Here is a 21,628-nt window from a genome sequence, read left to right on the forward strand (position 1 = left end):
AGTTCTGGTGGTTAAGTGTCCCTCACGCAGGTGTGTGATCGCGAAAGGGGCTGGTGGTCGTGCCAGAACTGAGGCCTTGGCGCGCCGCGAGACCGCACGTGGTGCGGCTCGCGCAGGCCGTACGACCCCGTCTGGCACGGGCCGCGGACAGCGTACGACCGCACCTGGCCCGGGCCGCGGCGGCCGCCGGACCCCGGGCCGGACGGCTCGCGCGGGCCGCGCGGCCGCGGACCCCGCAGGCGAGGCGGACCTGGCAGTACACCGCGGGAGCCGCCACCGCCGGACTGGCGCTGGCCGCCGCAGTGGTCACCGCCGCCGGCCCCTGGGACGACTCGGGTCAGCGTAAGGCCGAGCGGGACTGGGCCGCGGCGCAGGAACGCGCGCGTGGCACAGATCACGCCGGTACGCCCGCCCCCGCGCCCCCGCGCCCGGCCCCCAGCGCGCCCGCCGTGCTCACCGGCCTCGGCGGGCGCGCCGATGCCGTGCGGGCCGCCCCGGACGGCAAGGCCCTCGCGGACGTCCTGGGCCCGCTGCTGAAGTCGCCGGCGCTGGGCGGCCGCCAGGCCGTCGCGGTGGTCGACGTGGCCACCGGCAGGCGCCTGTACGGCACCGGGCCCGGTACCGCGCTCACCCCCGCCTCCACCACGAAGATCGCCACCGCGGTGGCGGTCCTGTCGGCCCTGGGCGCGGACCACCGCCTCACCACCCGCGCCGTGCTGGAGCCCGACACCAACGAGGTCGTCCTGGTCGGCGGCGGCGACCCCACCCTCACGGCCCGCGCACCGGCCGGCGGGTCCGCGAGCCTCACCGAGCTGGCCGACCGGACGGCGGCCGCACTCGCCCAGCGCGGCATCCGCGAGGTCACCCTCTCGTACGACAAGACCCTCTACACGGGCCCCGAAACGCACCCGATCGGGGTCAACACCAACCTCGCCCCCGTCACCGCCCTGATGACCGACGAGGGCCGTACGGACGACTCCACCAGCGGTCCGGCCACCCGGGTCCCGGACCCGCCGGCCGACGCGGCCCGCACCTTCGGCGGCCTTCTGAAGGAGCGCGGCATCCTCGCGAAGGCCCCCGGCCCCTCCAAAGCGACCACCCGCGCGCAGACCCTCGCGACGGTCTCCTCACCGCCCCTGTCCGCCCTGGTCGAGCGCATGCTCACGCACAGCGACAACGACCTCGCCGAGGCCCTCGCCCGCCAGACCGCGCTCGCCATCGGCAAGCGGGCCGACTTCGCCGGCGCGGGTGAGGCGATCGCGGCCCAGCTGACGAAACTGGGCCTGCCCCTCAAGGGCGCCGCGTTCAAGGACGGCAGCGGCCTCGACCGCGCCGACCGGCTGACCCCCGACCTCCTCACGGCCCTGCTGGTGACCGCGGCCGACCCCCGCCATCCGGACCTGCGGCCCGTCCTGACCGGCCTGCCCGTGGCCGGCTTCACCGGCACCCTGGCGAGCCGCTACACCGACGGCGCGGCCGGCGTGGTACGCGCCAAGACCGGCACCCTCACGGGCGTGAACGCCCTGGCGGGCACGGTGGTCGACCGCAACGGCCGCCTCCTGGCGTTCGCCTTCCTGACCTCGGACACGACCAGCGCCGCCACGGCCCAGACGACCCTGGACAAGGCGGCGACGGCGCTGGCGGGGTGCGGCTGCCGGTAGGTCCTGCGCCCCCGGCCGCGGGCAGTGGGTGCGGCCGGGGCGACCGGGGCCGCCGGCGACGGCGCCGGGCACCCGGCACCGCCCCGGACCCCGCCCGGCCGCACGCCCTGCCCCCAGCGGCGGCGCTCACGTACGGTTGACACATGACGAGCATCGGTGGTGCTGCCTCATCCGGCATGGTCGACTGGAATCTCGCGGTCGCGACCGCGACCCGGCTCGTGCGGCCGGGCCCCGACGTCAGCCGCGACGAGGCCCGCGCCGTCGTCGCGGAGCTGCGCCGGCACGCCAAGGCCTCGGAGGAACACGTCCGGGGCTTCACTGGTCTGGCCACCGAGGAGGGCCACGACACCCCGGTCCTCGTCGTCGACCGGCCGGGCTGGATCCGGGCCAACGTCGCCGGATTCCGGGAGATCCTGCGGCCGCTGCTGGAGAAGATGCAGGAGCGGCGCGGCAGTTCCCCCGGCGGCGCGGTCCTCGGCGCCGTCGGCGGCAAGGTCACCGGCGTCGAACTGGGGATGCTGCTGTCCTTCCTCGCCTCGCGCGTCCTCGGCCAGTACGAGACCTTCGCACCGGCCACCCGGGAACTCCCGGCCGGCGAGAACGGCGGCGGCCGGCTGCTGCTCGTCGCCCCCAACATCGTGCACGTCGAACGCGAACTCGATGTCGACCCCCACGACTTCCGCCTCTGGGTCGCCCTGCACGAGGAGACGCACCGCACCCAGTTCACCGCCGTGCCCTGGCTGCGCGACCACCTGGAGGGGGAGATCCAGGCGTTCCTGGCCGAGACCGACGTCGACCCCATGACCGTCCTGGAACGCATCCGCGAGGCCGCCCAGTCCCTGGCCGGCGGGCGCCCCGAGGGCGAGGAGGACGACGGCGGCCGCTCCCTGGTGGAGCTCGTCCAAAGTCCCGCCCAGCGGGAGATCCTCGGCCGCCTCACCGCCGTGATGTCCCTGCTGGAGGGCCACGCCGACTTCGTGATGGACGGCGTCGGCCCCTCGGTCGTCCCCTCCGTCGCGGAGATCCGCGAGAAGTTCCAGCAGCGCCGCGCCAAGGGCGCCTCCCGCCTGGACCTGGCGCTGCGCAAGCTGCTCGGCCTGGACGCCAAACTCCGCCAGTACCGCGACGGCGAACGCTTCGTGCGGGCCGTCGTCGACCAGGTCGGCATGGACGGCTTCAACCGCGTGTGGACCTCCCCGAACACCCTGCCCACCAAGTCGGAGATCGCCAAACCGGCGGACTGGGTCACGCGGGTGCATCGCAGGCCGGAGGCGTGAACCCGGTGGCGAGGTCGTGAAAGGAATCCGGAGGACGGCAGGCGAACGCCCCTTCAATCACCCGTCCGAGGGACCGTGAGCGAGGGGTAGGCGTGCAATGCTCGGGGAAGGGCCCGGTTCTGTCACCATCTACACACTCTGCGTGACCGACCTCGGGCTCACCCCCCGACAACTTCATGAAGGGAACGGGACATGGGTCCCCATCCTGCGGTCGCGGCGATACGCCTGGCGGTCCGCCGCGTCCTCCACGACATCCTGACCGAACACAGCCGCACCACCGGCGGCGATCCCGCGTACGCGCCCGCTCACGCGCCCGCGCGCACGACGGCGCCCACCGGCGGCCGGCCCTCCACCGATTCGAACGGGGCGGTCCCCCCGTCCCCGCCGCTCGTGCTGGTGGCCTGCTCCGGCGGCGCCGACTCCATGGCGCTCGCCTCCGCCCTCGCCTTCGAGGCGCCCAAGCTCGGCATCCGCGCCGGCGGCGTCACCGTCGACCACGGCCTGCAGCCCGGCTCCGGCCTGCGCGCCGAGGAAGTCGTCCTGCGGCTGCGCGAACTCGGCCTCGACCCGGTCGAGTCCGTCGCCGTCACCGTGGGCCGCGAAGGCGGCCCCGAGGCCGCCGCCCGCGACGCCCGCTACGCCGCCCTGGACTCCGTCGCCGAACGCCACGGCGCCGCCGCCGTCCTGCTCGGCCACACCCGCGACGACCAGGCCGAAACCGTCCTGCTCGGCCTCGCCCGCGGCTCCGGCATCCGCTCCCTGTCCGGCATGGCCGCCGTCTCGGGGGCCGCCGGCCGCTACCGGCGCCCCTTCCTCCAGCTGGACCGGCAGACCGCCCGCAAGGCCTGCATGGCCCAGTCCCTCCCCGTCTGGGACGACCCGCACAACGCCGACCCCGCCTACACCCGCTCCCGCCTGCGGCACGAAGGCCTGCCCGCCCTGGAGAAGGCCCTCGGCAAGGGCGTCGTCGAGGCCCTCGCCCGCACCGCCCAGCTCTCCCGCGACGACGCCGACGCCCTGGATGCCTGGGCCGCGCAGGCCGAGGCCACCGTCCGCGACGCCGCGGGCCTGCTGGAGTGCGCCAAGCTGTACGCGCTGCCGCCCGCCGTACGCCGCCGCATCCTGCGCCGCGCCGCCATCGAGGCCGGCGCCCCGGCCGGCTCGCTGTTCGCCCGCCACATCGAGGAAGTCGACCGGCTCATCACCGGCTGGCGCGGCCAGGGCGCCATCAACCTCCCCGGCAAAGTCGTCGCCCAGCGGCAGGGTGGCAGACTGGTGATTCGGCAAGGCTGAACAGTGCCCCCTCCCGGCTCCCCGCGGAGGGGCTGGTCAGCCGGTGGGACGACCGACCGAAAGTGATGCGGGTGGACGCGAAAGACATGGGTGCCGACCTCAAGCAGGTACTCATCACCAAGGAAGAGATCGACGCGAAGCTGGCCGAGCTGGCCGCGAAGATCGACGCGGAGTACGAGGGCAAGGACCTGCTGCTCGTCGGCGTCCTGAAGGGCGCGGTCATGGTCATGGCCGACCTCGCCCGGGCGCTGTCCACCCCCGTCACCATGGACTGGATGGCCGTATCCTCGTACGGGGCGGGCACCCAGTCCTCCGGTGTGGTGCGGATCCTCAAGGACCTCGACACCGACATCAAGGGCAAGCACGTTCTCATCGTCGAGGACATCATCGACTCCGGCCTGACCCTGTCCTGGCTGATCTCCAACCTCGGCTCGCGCGAGCCCGCCTCCCTCAAGGTGTGCACGCTGCTGCGCAAGCCCGAGGCCGCCAAGGTCGCCATCGACGTGGAATGGGTCGGCTTCGACATCCCCAACGAGTTCGTCGTCGGCTACGGCCTCGACTACGCCGAGAAGTACCGCAACCTCCCGTTCGTCGGTACGCTCGCGCCCCACGTCTACGGCGGCTGACACCCCGCCGGGGCGTCGTACCGGTGATCGGGAACCCCAGCGGGTCCCGCGCCGTTGGAGCATGCGTAGACGGGATTGCCAGCCGTCCCACGCGGCTTCAGGTGACAATGCTGGGGTACCGTCCGAAGAACAGCCTTTATCAAACTCACTATGGCAGGAGGGACGGGGCGGCACCGCTCCGTATGGATGGACGTGAAGCGATACTTCCGTGGGCCGGTCATGTGGATCGTGCTGGCCGTCCTTGCCGTGGTCGTGTTGATGCAGGTCGTCGGCTCGTCCGGTGGCTACAAGACGGTGGACACGGGCCAGGTCGTCCAGGCGATCAACGAGAACAGGGCAGAGTCGGCCAAGCTGACCACCGGTGACGAGCAGACCATCAAGGTCCAGCTCAAGGACGGTCAGAAGGTCGAGGGCAGCTCGAAGATCCAGGCGAGCTACATCGGCGACCAGGGCAAGGCACTGGCCGACACCCTGCAGAACAAGTTCCAGGACAAGCAGCTTCCGGACGGCTACACGGTCTCGCCGTCCAAGCAGAACCCGTTCGTCGGCATCCTGCTCTCCCTGCTGCCCTTCGTCCTCATCGTCGTCGTCTTCCTGTTCCTGATGAACCAGATGCAGGGCGGCGGCTCCCGGGTGATGAACTTCGGCAAGTCGAAGGCCAAGCTCATCACCAAGGACACCCCGAAGACGACGTTCGCCGACGTCGCCGGATCGGACGAGGCCGTCGAGGAGCTCCAGGAGATCAAGGAGTTCCTCCAGGAGCCGGCCAAGTTCCAGGCCGTCGGCGCCAAGATCCCCAAGGGCGTTCTGCTCTACGGTCCGCCCGGCACCGGTAAGACGCTGCTGGCGCGTGCCGTCGCGGGCGAGGCCGGTGTGCCGTTCTACTCGATCTCCGGTTCCGACTTCGTCGAGATGTTCGTCGGTGTCGGTGCCTCCCGGGTCCGTGACCTGTTCGAGCAGGCCAAGGCGAACGCCCCGGCGATCGTCTTCGTCGACGAGATCGACGCGGTCGGCCGCCACCGCGGCGCCGGCCTCGGCGGCGGTCACGACGAGCGCGAGCAGACCCTGAACCAGCTGCTCGTCGAGATGGACGGCTTCGACGTCAAGGGCGGTGTGATTCTCATCGCCGCCACCAACCGGCCCGACATCCTCGACCCGGCCCTGCTGCGCCCCGGCCGCTTCGACCGCCAGATCGCGGTCGACCGCCCGGACATGCAGGGCCGTCTGGAGATCCTCAAGGTCCACCAGAAGGGCAAGCCGGTCGCCCCCGACGTCGACCTCGCCGCCGTCGCCCGCCGCACGCCCGGCATGACCGGTGCCGACCTGGCCAACGTCCTGAACGAGGCCGCGCTGCTCACGGCCCGCAGCGACAAGAAGCTGATCGACAACCAGATGCTGGACGAGGCGATCGACCGCGTGGTCGCGGGCCCGCAGAAGCGGACCCGGATCATGTCGGACAAGGAGAAGAAGATCACCGCGTACCACGAGGGCGGACACGCCCTGGTCGCGGCGGCCTCGCCGAACGCCGACCCCGTCCACAAGATCACGATCCTGTCGCGCGGCCGGGCCCTCGGCTACACGATGGTTCTGCCGGACGAAGACAAGTACTCCACGACCCGCAACGAGATGCTGGACCAGCTGGCCTACATGCTGGGCGGCCGCGCGGCCGAGGAGCTCGTCTTCCACGACCCGACCACCGGCGCCGCCAACGACATCGAGAAGGCCACCAACCTGGCCCGCGCGATGGTCACGCAGTACGGCATGACCGAGCGGCTCGGCGCGATCAAGTTCGGCGGCGACAACACCGAGCCGTTCCTCGGACGTGAGATGGCTCACCAGCGCGACTACTCGGAAGAGGTCGCCGCGCTCGTCGACGAAGAGGTCAAGAAGCTCATCGAGACGGCGCACAACGAGGCCTGGGAGATCCTGGTCGAGAACCGCGACGTCCTCGACAACCTCGTTCTCGCCCTGCTGGAGAAGGAGACGCTGGGCAAGGAGGAGATCGCCGAGATCTTCGCCCCGGTCGTCAAGCGCCCGCCGCGGCCCGCCTGGACCGGCTCCTCCCGCCGTACGCCGTCCACCCGCCCGCCGGTGCTCTCCCCCAAGGAGCTCGCACTGACCAACGGGGCCAACGGCGCCACGCCGGCCATCAGCACCGCGAAGAGCACCGCCACGGAGCCCTCCGTGACGCAGGAGCGAGCTACGGAGGACCGCCCCGAGAGCTGACCCGGCTCACCGGCGGCCCGCCTGGCCCGGAATGAATGCCGCGCCCCCCAGGTTCTAGCCTGGGGGGCGCGGCATTTTCGCCATGTCCGCTGCTGCCCGGATGAAAGACAGGAACGAGGCACCCCATGACCGACCCCGTGATGCTGGACGGCGAGGGCCAGATCGGCGAGTTCGACGAGAAGCGGGCCGAGAACGCCGTACGGGAACTGCTGATCGCGGTCGGCGAGGACCCGGACCGGGAGGGGCTCCGGGAGACGCCGGCGCGGGTCGCGCGGGCCTACAAGGAGATATTCGCCGGCCTGTGGCAGAAGCCCGAGGACGTGCTGACGACGACGTTCGACATCGGGCACGACGAGATGGTGCTCGTGAAGGACATCGAGGTGTACTCGACCTGTGAGCATCATCTGGTGCCGTTCCGGGGCGTGGCGCACGTCGGGTACATTCCGTCCACCAGCGGAAAGATCACGGGCCTGTCGAAACTGGCCCGGCTCGTCGACGTCTACGCCCGTCGCCCGCAGGTGCAGGAACGACTCACCACCCAGATCGCGGACTCGCTGATGGAGATCCTGGAGCCGCGCGGGGTGATCGTGGTCATCGAGTGCGAGCACATGTGCATGTCGATGCGCGGCATCCGCAAGCCCGGCGCGAAGACGCTCACGTCGGCCGTGCGGGGGCAGTTGCGGGACGCGGCGACGCGCAACGAGGCGATGAGCCTCATCATGGCCCGCTGAGGCGCCCCGCGTCGCGCTTCAGGCTGCCGGGGCCGCCCCGGCGCCGTTGTGTTCGTCGTCCTCCGGGAGTTTGCAGACGCGCTCCAGGAACAGGGCCGCCGCTATGACGCCGATGCCGGCCAGGACCGAGAAGCCGGCGTAGATGGCCTGGTCGCGGCGGGCCGGGATGTCGAGGGATTCCAGCAGGAAGACGCCCGTACCGCCGTACATGCCGGCGACGAGGGCGGCGACCAGGGCGCTGGCCTGACCGAAAACCACCGCTCGGGCGGCCATGAGGGGGTCGACGCCCTTGGCCTCGGGGCGGCGCTCGCGCTGGGCCTTGAGGCGGGCGCGGATCGACAGCGCCGTCGCGAGCAGGACCACGGCGATCAGAGCCAGGACGATGGGCGCGGCCAGGGGGACGCTCGGGAGTGTCCCGAGGGAGTTCCACAGGCGGGCGCCCGCCCAGGACAGCACCCCGGCCACGACGAACACGCCGGCCAGCACCCTGATGCGCAGCTCTCTCACGGTGTCCCTTCAGTTCCCCCGACGGTGACCGGCCGGCTGTGTGGCCGCTTTGACCTTAACGGCTATTCGGGCAGTCGAAGTTCCAGGTCCTCGCGCGGTGTCACGCCCTCGCGGGTCACGCCGTCGAGCAGGGCGGCCACCGGGCCGCGGCCCGGGAGCTGGGCCTCGGGGTCGACGTCGTGCCAGGGGGCGAGGACGAAGGCGCGTTCGTGGGCGCGCGGGTGGGGGAGCGTGAGCTGCGGGTCGTCGGAGACGACGTCGGCGTAGGAGACGATGTCCACGTCCAGGGTGCGCGGACCCCAGCGCTCGTCACGGACGCGGTGGAAGGCCTCCTCGACCGCGTGCGCCCGCTCCAGCAGCGAGGACGGGGGCAGGGTGGTCTTCACCACCACGACCGCGTTGAAGTACGACGGCTGGGTGCCGGGCTCGACGCCCCAGGGCTCCGTCTCGTAGACGGGGGAGACCGCCTTGACGCGGACGCCGGGGGTGTCCGCCAGGGCGTCGACGGCGCCCTGGAGGGTCTCCAGGCGGTTGCCGAGGTTGGAGCCGAGGGAGACCACGGCCCGTTTGGGGTTGTGCAGGGTCGTGTCGGCGGCGTCGACCTTGTCGACGACGGAGGCGGGCACGGGCTGGACGGTCGGGTCGCTGGGACCCTTCAGGAAGGCTGCGGTCATACTCGGCTCCGGGTGATGGTGACGGTCACGTCGTCGAAGGGGACGGTGATCGGCGCGTCCGGTTTGTGGACGCAGACCTCGACCTGCCGGACCCCCTCGTGCTTCAGACACACCTGGGCGATGCGCTCGGCGAGCGTCTCGATGAGGTTGACGGGCTCGCCCTCGACGACGGCCACGACCTCCTCCGCCACGATGCCGTAGTGCACGGTCTTCGCCAGGTCGTCGTCGGCCGCGGCCGGACGGGTGTCCAGACCCAGGACGAGGTCCACGATGAAGGTCTGGCCCTCCTCGCGTTCCCGGGGGAACACCCCGTGGTGCCCGCGGGCCTTCAGGCCGCGCAGCGCGACACGATCCACGCGAATCACTCCTGCAATCGTCGGTGTCGGCCGGCTCGTGCCGGGTGCGAGCGGCACGCCGGCCTGAGGTCGAATCTACCTGCGGCCGCTGACAGGGCCGGGCCACAGGGGCGCCGGCCACGGCCGGGACCGGGAGGATTCACCGTGTGTTTCCCCTGGTTTGCCCGGCGGTTCACCACGCGGGGGCGCTCGTGCCCACGGGTGCGTGATCCCCGCCACGCCCGGCCTCGTCCCGGTGAGTCAGTCCCTTTCCCGTGTCGCCCGGGACGTATTCCTCGGGGGACCGGCTACCCACTCAGGCGGAGATGTCGCCGCCCGTGTTCTCGCCGTTGTCGTCGTTGTCGTCGTCCTCGGCCAGGACGGGGGAGGCGTGGTGCGACCAGAGCTTCCAGCCGTCGGGTGTGCGCCGGAACACGTTGGTGGCGACCACCAGCTGGCCGACCAGCGGGCCGAGTTCGTCGCCGTCGTCGGGGGCCGGGCCGCCGCTGAGGATGTTCTCCGTGCAGGTCACCAGGGCGGTGTCCCCGGTGACCGAGACGTGCACGTCGGTGAGGAAGAACTGGATGTAGTCGGTGTTGGCCATGATCAGGGCGTAGGACCTGAGGACCTCGCCGCGGCCGGTGAGGACCGGCCAGCCCGGGTGCACGCAGGAGACCACACCGGCGTCGGCCGGGTCGTGGTAGGTCTCGTCGATGCCCAGGTCGGCGGGGGTGAGCCAGAGCGACGCCAGTTCCTCGAAGTCGCCCCGTTCCAGTGCCTCGTAGAAGGCGGTGTTGGCGGCCTCGACCTGCTCGACGTCGGTGTGGGGGGCGCTCACCGGGCTCCCTCTGCGCCGTGACCTGCGCCCTGCGCGCCGTCTGCTCCCGTGTGCGTGTGCCGGTGTGCCGCACGCGCCTCCTGGTGTGCCGCACGCGCGTCCCCGTGAGCCGTGCGCGCCTCCTGGACGGCGCGTACCACCCGTACGGCGTCCGCCGTCGCGCGGACCTCGTGGACGCGCACGGCCCACGCGCCGGCGTGCGCCGCGAGCGTGGAGACGGCGGCGGTGGCCGCGTCACGCTCCCGGGCGGGCGGTACCGCGCCGTCCGGGCCCGCCAGGACGCGGCCGAGGAACCGCTTGCGGGACGCGGCCACCAGCAGCGGGCGGCCGAGGCCGAGCAGGCGGTCGAGGCGGGCGAGGAGCGCGAGATCGTGCTCGGCGTCCTTGGAGAAGCCGAGCCCGGGGTCGACGATGATCCGGTCGGGGGCGATGCCGCCCCGCAGGACGGCCTCCACGCGCGCGTGCAGCTCGTCGACGACCTCGGTGACGACGTCGTCGTAGACGCCCTTGACGTTGCCGCCCTGGAGGAAGCCGCGCCAGTGCATGACGACGAAGGGGGCGCCGGCCTCGGCCACCGCCGGGATCATCGCCGGGTCGGCGAGGCCGCCGCTGACGTCGTTGACGAGGGCGGCACCGGCCGCGAGGGCCTGCTCGGCGACCGAGGCGCGCATGGTGTCGACGGAGACCGTGACGCCCTCGGAGGCGAGGCCGCGGACCACGGGGACGACGCGCCTGAGCTCCTCGGCCTCGTCGACCCGGGTGGCGCCGGGCCGGGTGGACTCGCCGCCGACGTCGACCAGGTCCGCGCCCTCGCTGACCAGGGCGAGGCCGTGTTTGACGGCGGCCGTCGTGTCGAACCAGCGGCCGCCGTCGGAGAAGGAGTCGGGGGTCACGTTGACGACTCCCATGACCGCGCAGCGGTCCCATGCGGGAAGGCCCGCCACGTGGCGGCGGCCGGTCTCAGTGCTCATGTGTTCAGCCTAGGGCGTGGGGCGGTGCGGGATCGTTGCGGGCGTTTCCTTTCCCGCCCGCAACGATCCCCCGGCCGCGCGAAGCGGCCCGAGCGGAAGCCCCGGGGGCGGGGGGCTGCGGCTTCCGCTCGGGCCGGTCCTGGGAGGGCCTTGCGGCCCGGTGGGTCACGCCGCGCGGACGTTGCGCTCCGACGGCGCCCCGTGGGTGCGGTGGGCACACGGCTGACGGGTCGCGGCGCGGCGGCGGCGCAGGAAGCGCGGCAGCGGCAGGGCCAGGTTGACGAAGCCCTCCGCCTGCATGGCGGCGAAACCGATGCGCGGCAGGTCCGCGGAGGCCCGGTAGACGACGAAGCGCGGCTCCCAGCGCGGCTGGAACTTGGCGTTGAACTTGTACAGGGACTCGATCTGGAACCAGCGGGAGAGGAAGACCAGCAGCCCGCGCCAGGCGCGCAGCACCGGACCCGCACCGATCTTCTCGCCGCGTGCCAGGGCGGAGCGGAACATGGCGAAGTTCAGGGAGACGCGCTCGATGCCGAACTTCGGGGCGGCCTGGAGGGCGGCCACGATGAGCAGCTCGTTCATGCCGGGGTCGGCGGAGCGGTCGCGCCGCATCAGGTCCAGGGACGCGCCGTCCTTGCCCCACGGCACGAAGTGCAGGATCGCCTTCAGGTCTCCGTAGGGGCCGGGCTGGTCGTCGGCCTTGTGGGCGGTGGCGATGAGGCAGTCGCCGTCCGCCGGGTCGCCGATGCGGCCCAGCGCCATGGAGAAGCCGCGCTCGGTGTCGGTGCCGCGCCAGTCCTCGGCGGCGCGGCGGATCCGCTCCAGCTCGGTCTCGCCGAGGTCACGGACACGTCGGACGCGGGTTTCGTAACCGGCCCGCTCGATGCGCTTGACCATCTGGCGCACATTGCGCATCGCGCGGCCGGCGAGCGAGAAATCCTTCACGTCCACCACCGCCTCGTCGCCCAGCTCCAGCGCGTCCAGCCCGGTCTCGCGGGTCCACACCTCGCCGCCGGTCTCGGAGCAGCCCATGACGGCGGGGGTCCAGGAGTGGGCCCGGGCCTCGTCCATGAAGCGTTCGATGGCGCCGGGCCAGGCCTCGACGTCGCCGATGGGGTCGCCGCTGGCGAGCATCACGCCGGAGACGACCCGGTACGTCACGGCCGCCTTGCCGCTGGGGGAGAACACGACGGCCTTGTCGCGGCGCAGCGCGAAGTGGCCGAGGGAGTCGCGGCCGCCGTGCCGGGCCAGCAGGGCGCGCAGCTTCTCCTCGTCCTCGACGGTCAGCTGGGCGGCCGGGTGCTCGGGGCGGAAGGCCAGGTAGATGGTGGTGACGGCGGTGAGCAGGCCGAGGGCGCCCAGGGAGAAGGCGACCGTCCAGGAGGTGTTGCCCTGGTAGTCGACCGGGCCCTCGAAGCCGAACAGGCCGTAGACGACGTGGGTGAGGCGGTCGGCCAGGCTGGGGTCGCCGACCATGCGCTCGGTGTGGACGCTGACGATGACCAGGCCCAGGGCGAGCGAGCCGGCGCTCATCAGCACGAAGTTGGCCAGCGCCCGCCACCGGCTGCGCGGGTCGGGCAGCGCCGCGAACTGGTCGCGGTGCCGCAGCAGGGGCAGCAGCAGCGCCAGCGAGACCAGGACGCCCACGATCGAGTGCCGGTAGCTGAACTGGGCCACGGCGCCGGCCGGCAGCAGGGCCACGGCGGCCCGCCAGGCCCGGCGCTTGCCCCGCTTGAGGCCGTGCGCGAGCAGCAGCAACAGCACACCGGCGCTCAGCGACAGCGCGGCCGCGAACGGCCCGAGCGCACCGGGCAGCACCTCCGCGAGGGCGTGCATACGGCTGTACCGGAAGCGCGGGAAGACGCCCGCGGCGATGTCCACGAGGCCCACCAGGGCACACGCTCTGCCGACGAGGACGGGGACGGCCTCGGGGCGCGGGCCGCGCAGCACGCGGCGCACACGGCTCGTCGGGCTCGTGCGGTCCGGGTCGTTCGTACGACTCGGAACCCCGCCCGACATTTCCTCATCTGTCCTGACAGACATCGCATCCCGTAGTTCTGCGAGAGACCTTGGATCCGGTGCCCTTTCGGGCATCCGGCGACATTGCGCCCTCTAGGACGGTGTCTCGGGGGAAGAGGTTCACTCCCGTCGTCAAAGCCGGTTCAAAGGCCGAGGAAAGCCCGGGGCAAGCCCTTGCGAAGAAGCAGCGAGGGCGGCCGGGCCCGGGCGGAAAGCGCAGGCAGGTAACCCCAATGGGTCTCACGAGCAACAACGTGCTGGTGCTGGCGGTCCTGGCCGCGGTGCTGCTGTTCGCCGGAACGGTGTGGCTGTGGCCACGGCTGGCCCGGCGCGGGTGGCGGGCGGTCGGCGGGCGGATCGGCCTGCTGCTCGCCACCCAGCTGACGATCTTCGTCGCGGTGGGCCTGTCCGCGAACCAGGCCTTCGGTTTCTACGCCAGCTGGGCGGACCTGTTCGGGCAGGAGACCGACCAGGGCGTGGTCGTCGACCACACGGCGGGCAGCCGTTCGGGCGGCCCCCTGCAGGTGGTGGACACCCTGCGGGTGCCGGGCACGGCCGGCGGACCCCGGGTCAGCGGCCAGATACAGAAGGTCGCCCTGGTGGGCCGGACGACGCACATCGCCACGCCCGCGTACGTGTACCTGCCGCCGGAGTACTTCCAGCCGCGGTACCGCACGCGCACCTTCCCGGCCGCGGTCGTGCTCACCGGCTACCCGGGAACGGCCGAGGCGCTGGTGGACAAGCTGCGCTATCCCCGTACCGCCCTGCGGCTGGCCAAGGACGGCCGGATGCAGCCGATGATCCTGGTCATGCTGCGCCCGACGGTGGCACCGCCCCGGGACACCGAGTGCGTGGACATCCCGCGGGGGCCGCAGACCGAGTCGTTCTTCGCCAGGGACCTGCCCGACGCCGTCCTCGCCCACTACCGGGTGGGCAGGGAACCCGGCAGCTGGGGCATCATCGGCGACTCCACGGGCGGATACTGCGCGTTGAAGCTCGCGATGCACCACCCGGGCGTGTATGCCGCGGGGGCCGGTCTGTCGGCGTACTACAAGGCGCCGACCGACCCCACCACGGGCGACCTGTTCCACGGCGACAAGGCGCTGAAGAACCGCGCGAATCTGTGGTGGTACCTCAAGCACATGCCCGCTCCCGACACCTCACTGCTCGTCACCAGCAGCAGGATCGGCGAGGCCAACTACCAGGACACACTGAAGTTCATCGCACGCGTGAAGGCCACCGGGCTGACCCGGATCTCGTCGATCATCCTGGAAAGCGGCGGGCACAACTTCAACACCTGGCGGCGGGAGATTCCGGGGACGCTCCAGTGGATCAGCGGACGGCTGAGCGACCGCTGAAAACGATCTTGCAGAATTCGGTATTCCGTTCTGATCCGGTGTGAACTCCGAGAGGACACTTTGTTTTTGCGGGGCGGGGCACCACGATTCGCCTACGCGCGGTAAGTTTCTGGCCATGCCACGTGGACGTCACCGCCATTCCCCACCCCTGCACAGGCTGCTGCCGCCCTCGGCGATCGCCGGCGTCTCACTCGTCTGCGCGCTCGGCCCCTGGGTGTTCACCGCGCCCGGTGTGCTGCGCACGCTGGCAGCGGCCGGCGCGGCCACGGCACTCGTCGGCGCGGCCGTGATGCGCCGCTGGGACATCCAGGCGGGCAAACAGGTCGCCGACCTCACGCGCGCGCGTGCCAGCGACGAGTGGCGCTTCGAGGAGCGGGTCGCCGAACTGGAGGCCGACCTGGAGGAGTCCCGCGAGCTGCGCGCCAAGCTGGAGCAGCGGCTGCGGGCCAAGCGCGCGGAGCTGGCGGGCCTGCGCAACGAGCACGCGGCCCTGCTGCGCCGCTACGCCACGGCGGAGACCGAACGCGCGAGCGTGCTGGAGGAACGCCGGGTCCTGGAGATCGAGGCCACCACTCCGGCACGCGCGCTGACGGCCGGTGGACAGCCGGCCGAAGCCCAGCCGGCGGACGCGCGGCCGGCCGGTGCGCCGACGGCCGCGGGTGACGGCGGGACCGCTCCCGAGTCCGGGAGCGAGCCGGAGGCCGGGCAGGACGGGCCGGCGGTTCCTTCCGTGTTCTCGCCGGAGGGCTCCCGGCTGTTCCTGCGGGCCATGGCGGCCCTCGCCCGGTTCGACGGCGGCGCCCCGGACCCGGACGGCGACGTCCCGGCGGACGACGGGCCCGAGCCCACGCCCAAGGGCGGGAAGGCGGAGCCGGCGCCGGAGCGGGAGGACGAGCCACAGGGGCCGCTCGAGGCGGTCGCCGGGCAGGAGCACGCGACCGCCGCCTCCTCCACCAGCGACCGGTCCGAGCAGCCCGAGCAGCCCGAGCCGTCCGCCCAGCAGCCCTCCGGGCACTTCACCGTGCCGACCGCGGTGGCCGTCGTACCGCAGTCCGCGCCCGTACGGCGTCCGGTGAACGAGGGCGGGTTCGACTTCTTCGGCACCAAGAAGGGCACCTCGCGGGCCGCCCTGGAGGCCGTCCAGAACGAGGACCTCGCCGACGTGGTCGGCCAGGAGGCCCTCGCCCTGCACAAGGCGGAGACCGAGGCCCGGTTCAAGCCGGCCGGTCCCCAGTCGCGTGCGGTGGGCCAGGTCATCGACCTCACGGCCCACGACGAGACCGAGCAGATCGACGTGCAGGGGCTGCGCAGCGCCGCTTCCTGACGGGCTGACCGAATCCTGACGGGCCGACCGGCCCCCGCTGCCCGCGGCTCGCCCCGAGCCGCGGGCAGCGTCGTGCCCGGGCGTGGTTCACGCCATCCAGCGGTCCGGCCGCGCGTCCCTGCGGCCGGTGCGCGACCGCTCCGCCTGGGCCCGCAGCAGCCGGGCCGCCTCGTCGGCGTCCCGCAACCGGGCCGTGACGGTCTTGTTCGCGCCCGTGTCCACGTGGACGTCGGCGACCCCCCGGGCTCGCTCCCAGGGCCCCTGCGTCAGCCGTACGCTCTGCACCTTGGCGTGCGGCACCAGCGCCAGGGTCCGGCGCAGCAGCCCGGAGCGGGCCGCGAACACCGCGTCGGTGACGGCGAGTCCGTACCCGCGCCACCACAGCGGCGTGCACCACCGGGCCCGCGCCGGCGGCCGGGACAGCGCCTCGGGCGGCGGTACGGTCACGCCGGGCAGCACGCGCGCGATGACGGACTGCGCGATCTCCCGGGGAGCGACCGGCACCAGCATGGAGTTGGAGGAGCCGGCCACGTCCAGCTCCACCCGCACCCAGCCGCGCCGCCGCCACAGCAGCGGTTCGACGATCCGCACGGTCTGCACGCGCCCCGGCGGCACGGTCTCGTGGGCGCGGTCGAGCAGCCCGTGGTCGACGCGCAGCCCGTCGGGGGACTGGGACACCGTCCAGTCGTACTCGGCGACGAACCGCCCCACGCTGCTCGCCCCGGCCGCGCCCAGCAGGGGGACGCCGGCCGCCAGCACCGTCCAGGGGCTGCCGCTGACCAGCCACACCACCGGCACCACGACCAGGGCGACGAGCAGCCACCCCCAGGCCGCGCCGGTCAGCGCCAGCGCCACCGCCAGCACGCCCGGGGGGACGCGCAGCAGCCGTGTCGAGGGCGCCTCGCCGACCGCGTGCGCGGTCTCGGGCGCGAAACCGGCCGCCCGGGCGAGGAGTTCGGCCCGCAGTGCCCGGGCCTCGTCGGCGCCGAGGAAGGCGAGCTCGTCCTTCTTGTCGGTCCCCAGGACGTCGAGTTTCAGCTTGGCGACGCCCGCGATCCGGGCGAGCAGCGGCTGGGTGAGGTCGATGGCCTGGACGCGTTCCAGCCGGATGTGCGCGGTGCGGCGGAACACCAGGCCGGTACGGATGCGCAGTTCGGTGCCGGTGACCGCGTAGTGCGTGAACCACCAGGAGCAGAAGCCGTAGAACGCGGCGACCGGGACCACCACGGCCAGCGCGATCAGCAGGGTCTGGGTCGTCAGCCGGGTCAGGTGGCGCTGCGCCTGGTCGGGGTCGTGCACCGCCCACCCGACCAGCACGGCGACCGGCGCCCACGCGCGCCGGAACGGTGTGACCGGGTGCAGCCGCCGCTCGGCCACGGACCGGCCGCCGCCTTCGGCGCGCCCGGGCTCTTCGCTCCGTGGCCGGCCGTCGTGTACGGGCTCTTCGCTCCGTGGCCGGCCGTCGTGTACGGGCTCTTCGCTCCCGGGTCGGCCGTCGTGTACGGGCTCTTCGCCCTCGGGGCGCCCCTCGCCTATGGGGCCTTCGCCCCCGGGCCGGCCCTGGCCTATGGGCCCCTCGCCCCCGGATCGGCCCCGGCCTACGGGCCCCTCGCCCCCGGGCTCCCCGTCGCGTACGGCGTCCTCGGCCCCCGGCGCCGTCACAGCCCCGCCGATCGTGCCTCGCCCAGCTCGGTGAGCCGGTCGCGGAGGCGTTCCGCCTCGGCCGGGTCCAGGCCGGGGATGGTCGCGTCGGTGGCCGCCGCCGCCGTGTGCAGCTGCACGCTGGCCAGCCCGAAGTGCCGTTCGACCGGCCCGGAGGTCACCTCCACCAGCTGCATCCGCCCGTACGGCACGACGGTCTCCTGCCGCCACAGCACGCCCCGGCTGATCAGCAGGTCGTCGGCGCGCTCGGCGTACCGCCAGGAGCGCCAGTTGCGGCCCAGCAGCACCCAGCCCCACACCGTCAGCGCCGGCGGCAGCAGCCCGCAGGCCGCCCAGCCGGGCCCGGCCAGCAGCCCGGGCAGCAGGGCGGCGGCCAGGGTGACCGGGCCCATCCACACCAGCAGCAACAGCCGCCGCATCCTCAGCAGCCCCGGCGGCAGCGCGGTCCACACCGGCTCCAGGTGGTCCACCGGCTCCACCGGCTCCGCCTCCGCCGCCCCCACGCCCTGCGGGCTCCCCGTCTCCATGAGGCCAGCGTACGTAGGAGAGACTGTGTCCATGACTCCTACGACGGAGACCATGGTCGGTATCGGCGGCGCCGCGGAGAGCACCGACATGGTGCTCAACATCGGACCGCAGCACCCGTCCACGCACGGCGTGCTGCGCCTGAAGCTCGTCCTGGACGGCGAGCGCATCACGCGCGCGGAGCCGGTGATCGGCTATATGCACCGGGGCGCGGAGAAGCTGTTCGAGGCGCGGGACTACCGGCAGATCATCGTGCTCGCCAACCGCCACGACTGGCTGTCGGCGTTCTCCAACGAGCTGGGCGTGGTGCTCGCCGTGGAGCGGATGCTCGGCATGGAGGTCCCCGAGCGGGCGGTGTGGACGCGCACGCTGCTCGCGGAGCTGAACCGGGTGCTCAACCACCTGATGTTCCTCGGGTCCTACCCGCTGGAGCTCGGCGGCATCACGCCGGTGTTCTACGCCTTCCGGGAGCGCGAGACGCTGCAGAACGTCATGGAGGAGGTCTCCGGCGGGCGCATGCACTACATGTTCAACCGCGTCGGCGGCCTCAAGGAGGACCTGCCGGCCGGGTGGACCGCACGCGCGCGTGCCGCCGTCGCCGCGGTGCGCTCCCGCATGGACGTCTTCGACGACCTGGTGCTCGGCAACGAGATCTTCCGGGGGCGCACCCGGGGCGTGGGGCGCCTGTCCCCGGAGACCGTGCACGCCTACGGTGTGAGCGGCCCCATCGCGCGCGCCTCCGGGGTCGACTTCGACCTGCGGCGCGACGAGCCGTACCTGGCCTACGGCCAACTGCGGGACGTGCTTCAGGTGGTGACCCGCGAGGAGGGCGACTGCCTGGCCCGCTTCGAGTGCCTGCTCGCGCAGACCCACAACGCGCTGGACCTGGCCGACGCCTGCCTGGACCGGCTCGCCGAACTGCCGCCCGGGCCGATCAACCAGCGGCTGCCCAAGGTCCTGAAGGCACCCGAGGGGCACACCTACGCGTGGACCGAGAACCCGCTCGGCATCAACGGCTACTACCTGGTCAGCAAGGGTGACAAGACGCCGTACCGGCTCAAGCTGCGCTCGGCGTCGTACAACAACATCCAGGCGCTGACCGAGCTGCTGCCGGGGACGCTGGTGGCGGACATGGTGGCGATCCTGGGCTCAATGTTCTTCGTGGTCGGCGACATCGACAAGTAGGTCCTCCGCCTGCGCGAGGCCCACCGGCTGGAGCAGCCAGCCGAAGCCGCCGAGCCCGTCCGGCGCGGTCAGCTCGGCGGCCTCGGAGGCGCCCGCGAGGGCGCGCACGTACCCGGCGGGGTCCGTCGAGGCGAGCGCGAGCGGGGGGCGTGCGCCCGTCACGCCCAGGGCGCGCAGGGCGTCCCGCTGCCGGACGATCCGCCCGCCGGGCAGCACGCACGCGTCCAGCGCGACATGTGCGGTCAGGTCACACGACCCGTCCGGGACGGGCGCGGTCTCGCGGCCCTCCCGGAACCCGGTCAGCGTCCCGAACGGCGGCCGCGCCCGCACCGTGTGCGCGTAGTCCACGGCGACGGCGAGCCCCCGCTCGACCCGGGCCACGGCCCACGCCCACGCCTCGTCCCGGGGCAGCCCGATCTCCGCCCGCAGCCCCTGCTGGGCCGGCAGCGGCCACCACCGCGCCAGCCACCGCGCCTCCGCCCCGCCGACCGGATCCCCGAGCCGCTCGGTGCCGTCCGCACGGACCAGCACCGTGCGGGGCACGCCCGCGGCGTCCACCTCGGCGACCTCCACCGGCACGTTGTCCAGCCACTCGTTGGCGAACAGCAGCCCGGTGACGCCCTCGGGGGGTTCGGCCCGCCACTCGATCCGGTGATCGAGGCCGCCGGGACGGTCGGCGATCTCCACGGCGTACGCGCGTGTGCGGGCGGCCACGTCCAAGGGCAGCGCCGCCAGCACCCCGGCGGCCAGTTCGCCCCGGCCGGCCGCCATGTCGACGAAGTCCAGCCGCGCGGGCCGCCCCAGCGCCGCGTCGACCCGGCACAGCAGCCGGGCCACGGCCCGGGCGAACAGCGGCGAGGCGTGCACGGACGTTCGGAAGTGCCCCGCCGGGCCCTCCGGCCTGCGGTAGAAGCCCCGCGGCCCGTACAGCGCCTGCTGTGCCGCCGCGCGCCAGCCGCGCCACTCACCCGTCGTTGCCGTCGTCACCGGCCCAGGCTACGCGGACACAATCACCAGAACTCCACCTTGCGGAGTAGGCCCGCCCGACGCGGATCGGTCCTCCGGTTGACCCCTGCACACATCCGCCCTGCCTACGCTGGGTTACGTGCAGCGCCTCTACGACTTCCTCCGCAGGCACCCGATGTGGGTCGACGGCTTCTGGGCCCTCGTCCTGTTCGGGGTGTCGGTGGTCGGCGGCGCGGCCCAGGAGCAGGCCCGGCGGGCCGATCTCCCGGTGGCCGCGGTCCCGATCACCCTGTTGTTGTGCCTGGTGATCGCGCTGCGCCGCCGGATGCCGGAGAAGATGCTGCTCCTCGCGGCGGGTGTCGGCGTGGCGCAGCTGATCACGGACGTGGCGGTCCTGCCCGGCGACTTCGCCATGCTGGTGATCGTCTACACGGTGGCCGCGGAGGGTGCCCGCTGGGCCTCGCGGTTCGCGCTGGCCGGCGGCCTGGCCGCGGCGCCCCTGGCGCAGCTGCGCTGGCCGGCCGAGCACACCGGCACCGCGGGCAACCTCGCCCTGATGGTCCTGCAGACCGTGCCCTTCGCGCTGGCCTGGGTGCTCGGCGACTCCATCCGCACCCGGCGCGCCTACTTCGCGCAGCTGGAGGAGCGCGCCGCCCGGCTGGAGAAGGAGCGCGAGGCGCAGGCGAAGGTCGCGGTCGCCGCCGAGCGCGCCCGGATCGCCCGGGAGCTGCACGATGTGGTCGCGCACAACGTGTCGGTGATGGTGGTGCAGGCCGACGGCGCCGCCTACGTCCTCGACACCGCCCCCGACCAGGCGAAGAAGGCCCTGGAGACCATCTCCTCCACCGGCCGCCAGGCCCTCGCCGAGATGCGCCGCCTGCTCGGTGTGCTGCGCACCGGCGAACACCAGGAGGCCGGGGAGTACGTGCCCCAGCCCGACGTGCGGCAGATCGAGGACCTCGTGGAGCAGTGCCGCGGCTCGGGCCTGCCGGTGGACTTCAAGATCGAGGGCACGCCCCGCCCGCTGCCCAGCGGCGTCGAGCTCACCGCGTACCGCATCGTGCAGGAGGCGCTGACCAACACCCGCAAGCACGGCGGACCGGGCGCCGGCGCCAGCGTGCGCCTGGTGTACTTCGACGACGGGCTCGGCCTGCTCGTCGAGGACGACGGCAAGGGCGCCCCGCACGAGCTGTACGAGGAGGGCGGCTACGACGGCCGGGGCCACGGCCTGATCGGCATGCGCGAACGGGTCGGCATGGTCGGCGGCACCCTGGACGCCGGGCCGCGCCCCGGCGGAGGATTCCGCATCAGCGCCCTGCTGCCGCTCAAACCGGCGCACTGACCCCCGCACGCCGTCCACTGACACCTGTCACGACCGGTGACGTCCCGACCCGCGGAACGCGGCGAGGACGCGCACACCGGCTCGCCGCCACCACGGAAACGGAAGAAG

19 protein-coding genes are annotated in these 21,628 nt (G+C 73.0%); 10 read left to right on the top strand and 9 right to left on the bottom strand.

Translation table 11 applies throughout. The features are described from left to right. Window positions 1-53 precede the first annotated feature (53 nt). The 6 genes from dacB (at window position 54) to folE (ending at window position 7,814) form a co-directional block, all read left to right on the top strand. A complete protein-coding gene (gene dacB / locus AB0K80_RS12060) occupies window positions 54-1,661 on the top strand; it encodes a D-alanyl-D-alanine carboxypeptidase/D-alanyl-D-alanine-endopeptidase (RefSeq protein ID WP_365668450.1) in 1,608 nt (535 codons plus the stop codon). 143 nt (window positions 1,662-1,804) lie between these two features. Next, window positions 1,805-2,938, top strand: a complete 1,134-nt coding sequence (locus AB0K80_RS12065; RefSeq protein WP_365668452.1) for a zinc-dependent metalloprotease — start codon at window positions 1,805-1,807, stop codon at window positions 2,936-2,938. 192 nt (window positions 2,939-3,130) lie between these two features. Then, window positions 3,131-4,231 carry a tRNA lysidine(34) synthetase TilS gene (tilS, locus tag AB0K80_RS12070; protein ID WP_365668454.1) on the top strand — a complete coding sequence of 367 codons (1,101 nt, stop codon included), beginning with the start codon at window positions 3,131-3,133 and terminating at the stop codon, window positions 4,229-4,231. A 65-nt stretch (window positions 4,232-4,296) separates the two neighbouring features. Next, the gene (hpt, locus tag AB0K80_RS12075) at window positions 4,297-4,857 is read left to right on the top strand and encodes a hypoxanthine phosphoribosyltransferase (RefSeq protein WP_365668585.1); all 561 of its coding nucleotides are present in this window, start codon (window positions 4,297-4,299) and stop codon (window positions 4,855-4,857) included. A 186-nt stretch (window positions 4,858-5,043) separates the two neighbouring features. Continuing rightward, window positions 5,044-7,083, top strand: coding sequence for an ATP-dependent zinc metalloprotease FtsH (gene ftsH / locus AB0K80_RS12080; protein ID WP_365668587.1), 2,040 nt, complete (start codon window positions 5,044-5,046; stop codon window positions 7,081-7,083). 125 nt (window positions 7,084-7,208) lie between these two features. Then, the gene (folE, locus tag AB0K80_RS12085; protein WP_365668455.1) at window positions 7,209-7,814 is read left to right on the top strand and encodes a GTP cyclohydrolase I FolE; all 606 of its coding nucleotides are present in this window, start codon (window positions 7,209-7,211) and stop codon (window positions 7,812-7,814) included. A gap of 18 nt (window positions 7,815-7,832) precedes the next feature. Here the strand turns inward: folE and AB0K80_RS12090 are convergent, their stop codons facing one another. From AB0K80_RS12090 to AB0K80_RS12115, 6 genes are all read right to left on the bottom strand, one after another. After that, window positions 7,833-8,321: a DUF3180 domain-containing protein gene (locus AB0K80_RS12090; protein WP_365668457.1), complete on the bottom strand. Its 489-nt coding sequence runs from the start codon at window positions 8,319-8,321 to the stop codon at window positions 7,833-7,835. Between the two features lie 62 nt (window positions 8,322-8,383). Beyond that, window positions 8,384-8,995 (bottom strand): 2-amino-4-hydroxy-6-hydroxymethyldihydropteridine diphosphokinase, encoded by a 612-nt coding sequence (gene folK, locus AB0K80_RS12095; RefSeq protein WP_365668459.1) that lies wholly within the window; start codon window positions 8,993-8,995, stop codon window positions 8,384-8,386. After that, window positions 8,992-9,351 carry a dihydroneopterin aldolase gene (gene folB, locus AB0K80_RS12100; protein WP_365668461.1) on the bottom strand — a complete coding sequence of 120 codons (360 nt, stop codon included), beginning with the start codon at window positions 9,349-9,351 and terminating at the stop codon, window positions 8,992-8,994. Before folB ends, folK begins: the two co-directional genes overlap by 4 nt. Window positions 9,352-9,646: 295 nt before the next feature. Then, window positions 9,647-10,168 carry a nuclear transport factor 2 family protein gene (locus AB0K80_RS12105; RefSeq protein ID WP_365668463.1) on the bottom strand — a complete coding sequence of 174 codons (522 nt, stop codon included), beginning with the start codon at window positions 10,166-10,168 and terminating at the stop codon, window positions 9,647-9,649. Continuing rightward, a complete protein-coding gene (folP, locus tag AB0K80_RS12110; protein WP_365668465.1) occupies window positions 10,165-11,139 on the bottom strand; it encodes a dihydropteroate synthase in 975 nt (324 codons plus the stop codon). The genes AB0K80_RS12105 and folP overlap by 4 nt, the downstream gene beginning before the upstream one ends. 165 nt (window positions 11,140-11,304) lie before the next feature. After that, complete coding sequence (locus AB0K80_RS12115) at window positions 11,305-13,158, bottom strand: phosphatidylglycerol lysyltransferase domain-containing protein (protein ID WP_365668467.1); 1,854 nt, start codon at window positions 13,156-13,158, stop codon at window positions 11,305-11,307. Window positions 13,159-13,391: 233 nt separating this feature from the next. Here AB0K80_RS12115 and AB0K80_RS12120 point away from each other — a divergent pair, with 233 nt between their 5' ends. Together AB0K80_RS12120 and AB0K80_RS12125 are read left to right on the top strand one after the other, a co-directional pair. Beyond that, window positions 13,392-14,516: an alpha/beta hydrolase-fold protein gene (locus AB0K80_RS12120; RefSeq protein ID WP_365668469.1), complete on the top strand. Its 1,125-nt coding sequence runs from the start codon at window positions 13,392-13,394 to the stop codon at window positions 14,514-14,516. Between the two features lie 115 nt (window positions 14,517-14,631). Next, a complete protein-coding gene (locus AB0K80_RS12125; protein WP_365668471.1) occupies window positions 14,632-15,840 on the top strand; it encodes a hypothetical protein in 1,209 nt (402 codons plus the stop codon). Window positions 15,841-15,927: 87 nt separating this feature from the next. Here the strand turns inward: AB0K80_RS12125 and AB0K80_RS12130 are convergent, their stop codons facing one another. Then, window positions 15,928-17,217, bottom strand: a complete 1,290-nt coding sequence (locus AB0K80_RS12130; protein WP_365668472.1) for a PH domain-containing protein — start codon at window positions 17,215-17,217, stop codon at window positions 15,928-15,930. 281 nt (window positions 17,218-17,498) lie between these two features. Then, window positions 17,499-18,119 (bottom strand): PH domain-containing protein, encoded by a 621-nt coding sequence (locus AB0K80_RS12135; RefSeq protein ID WP_365668474.1) that lies wholly within the window; start codon window positions 18,117-18,119, stop codon window positions 17,499-17,501. Between AB0K80_RS12135 and AB0K80_RS12140 the strand changes: the two genes are divergently transcribed. Further along, window positions 18,061-19,212 (top strand): NADH-quinone oxidoreductase subunit D, encoded by a 1,152-nt coding sequence (locus AB0K80_RS12140; protein ID WP_365668475.1) that lies wholly within the window; start codon window positions 18,061-18,063, stop codon window positions 19,210-19,212. The two genes, AB0K80_RS12135 and AB0K80_RS12140, sit on opposite strands and share 59 nt — an antisense overlap. On the opposite strand, the gene AB0K80_RS12145 is transcribed toward AB0K80_RS12140, so the two are convergent. Further along, on the bottom strand, window positions 19,177-20,199 hold the full coding sequence (locus AB0K80_RS12145; RefSeq protein WP_365668477.1) for an SAM-dependent methyltransferase: 1,023 nt from the start codon (window positions 20,197-20,199) through the stop codon (window positions 19,177-19,179). The two genes, AB0K80_RS12140 and AB0K80_RS12145, sit on opposite strands and share 36 nt — an antisense overlap. A gap of 118 nt (window positions 20,200-20,317) precedes the next feature. Between AB0K80_RS12145 and AB0K80_RS12150 the strand changes: the two genes are divergently transcribed. Then, window positions 20,318-21,520, top strand: coding sequence for a sensor histidine kinase (locus tag AB0K80_RS12150; protein WP_365668479.1), 1,203 nt, complete (start codon window positions 20,318-20,320; stop codon window positions 21,518-21,520). Window positions 21,521-21,628: the final 108 nt, after the last annotated feature.

This window comes from Streptomyces sp. NPDC052682, from assembly GCF_040678435.1.
GTDB lineage: Bacteria > Actinomycetota > Actinomycetes > Streptomycetales > Streptomycetaceae > Streptomyces.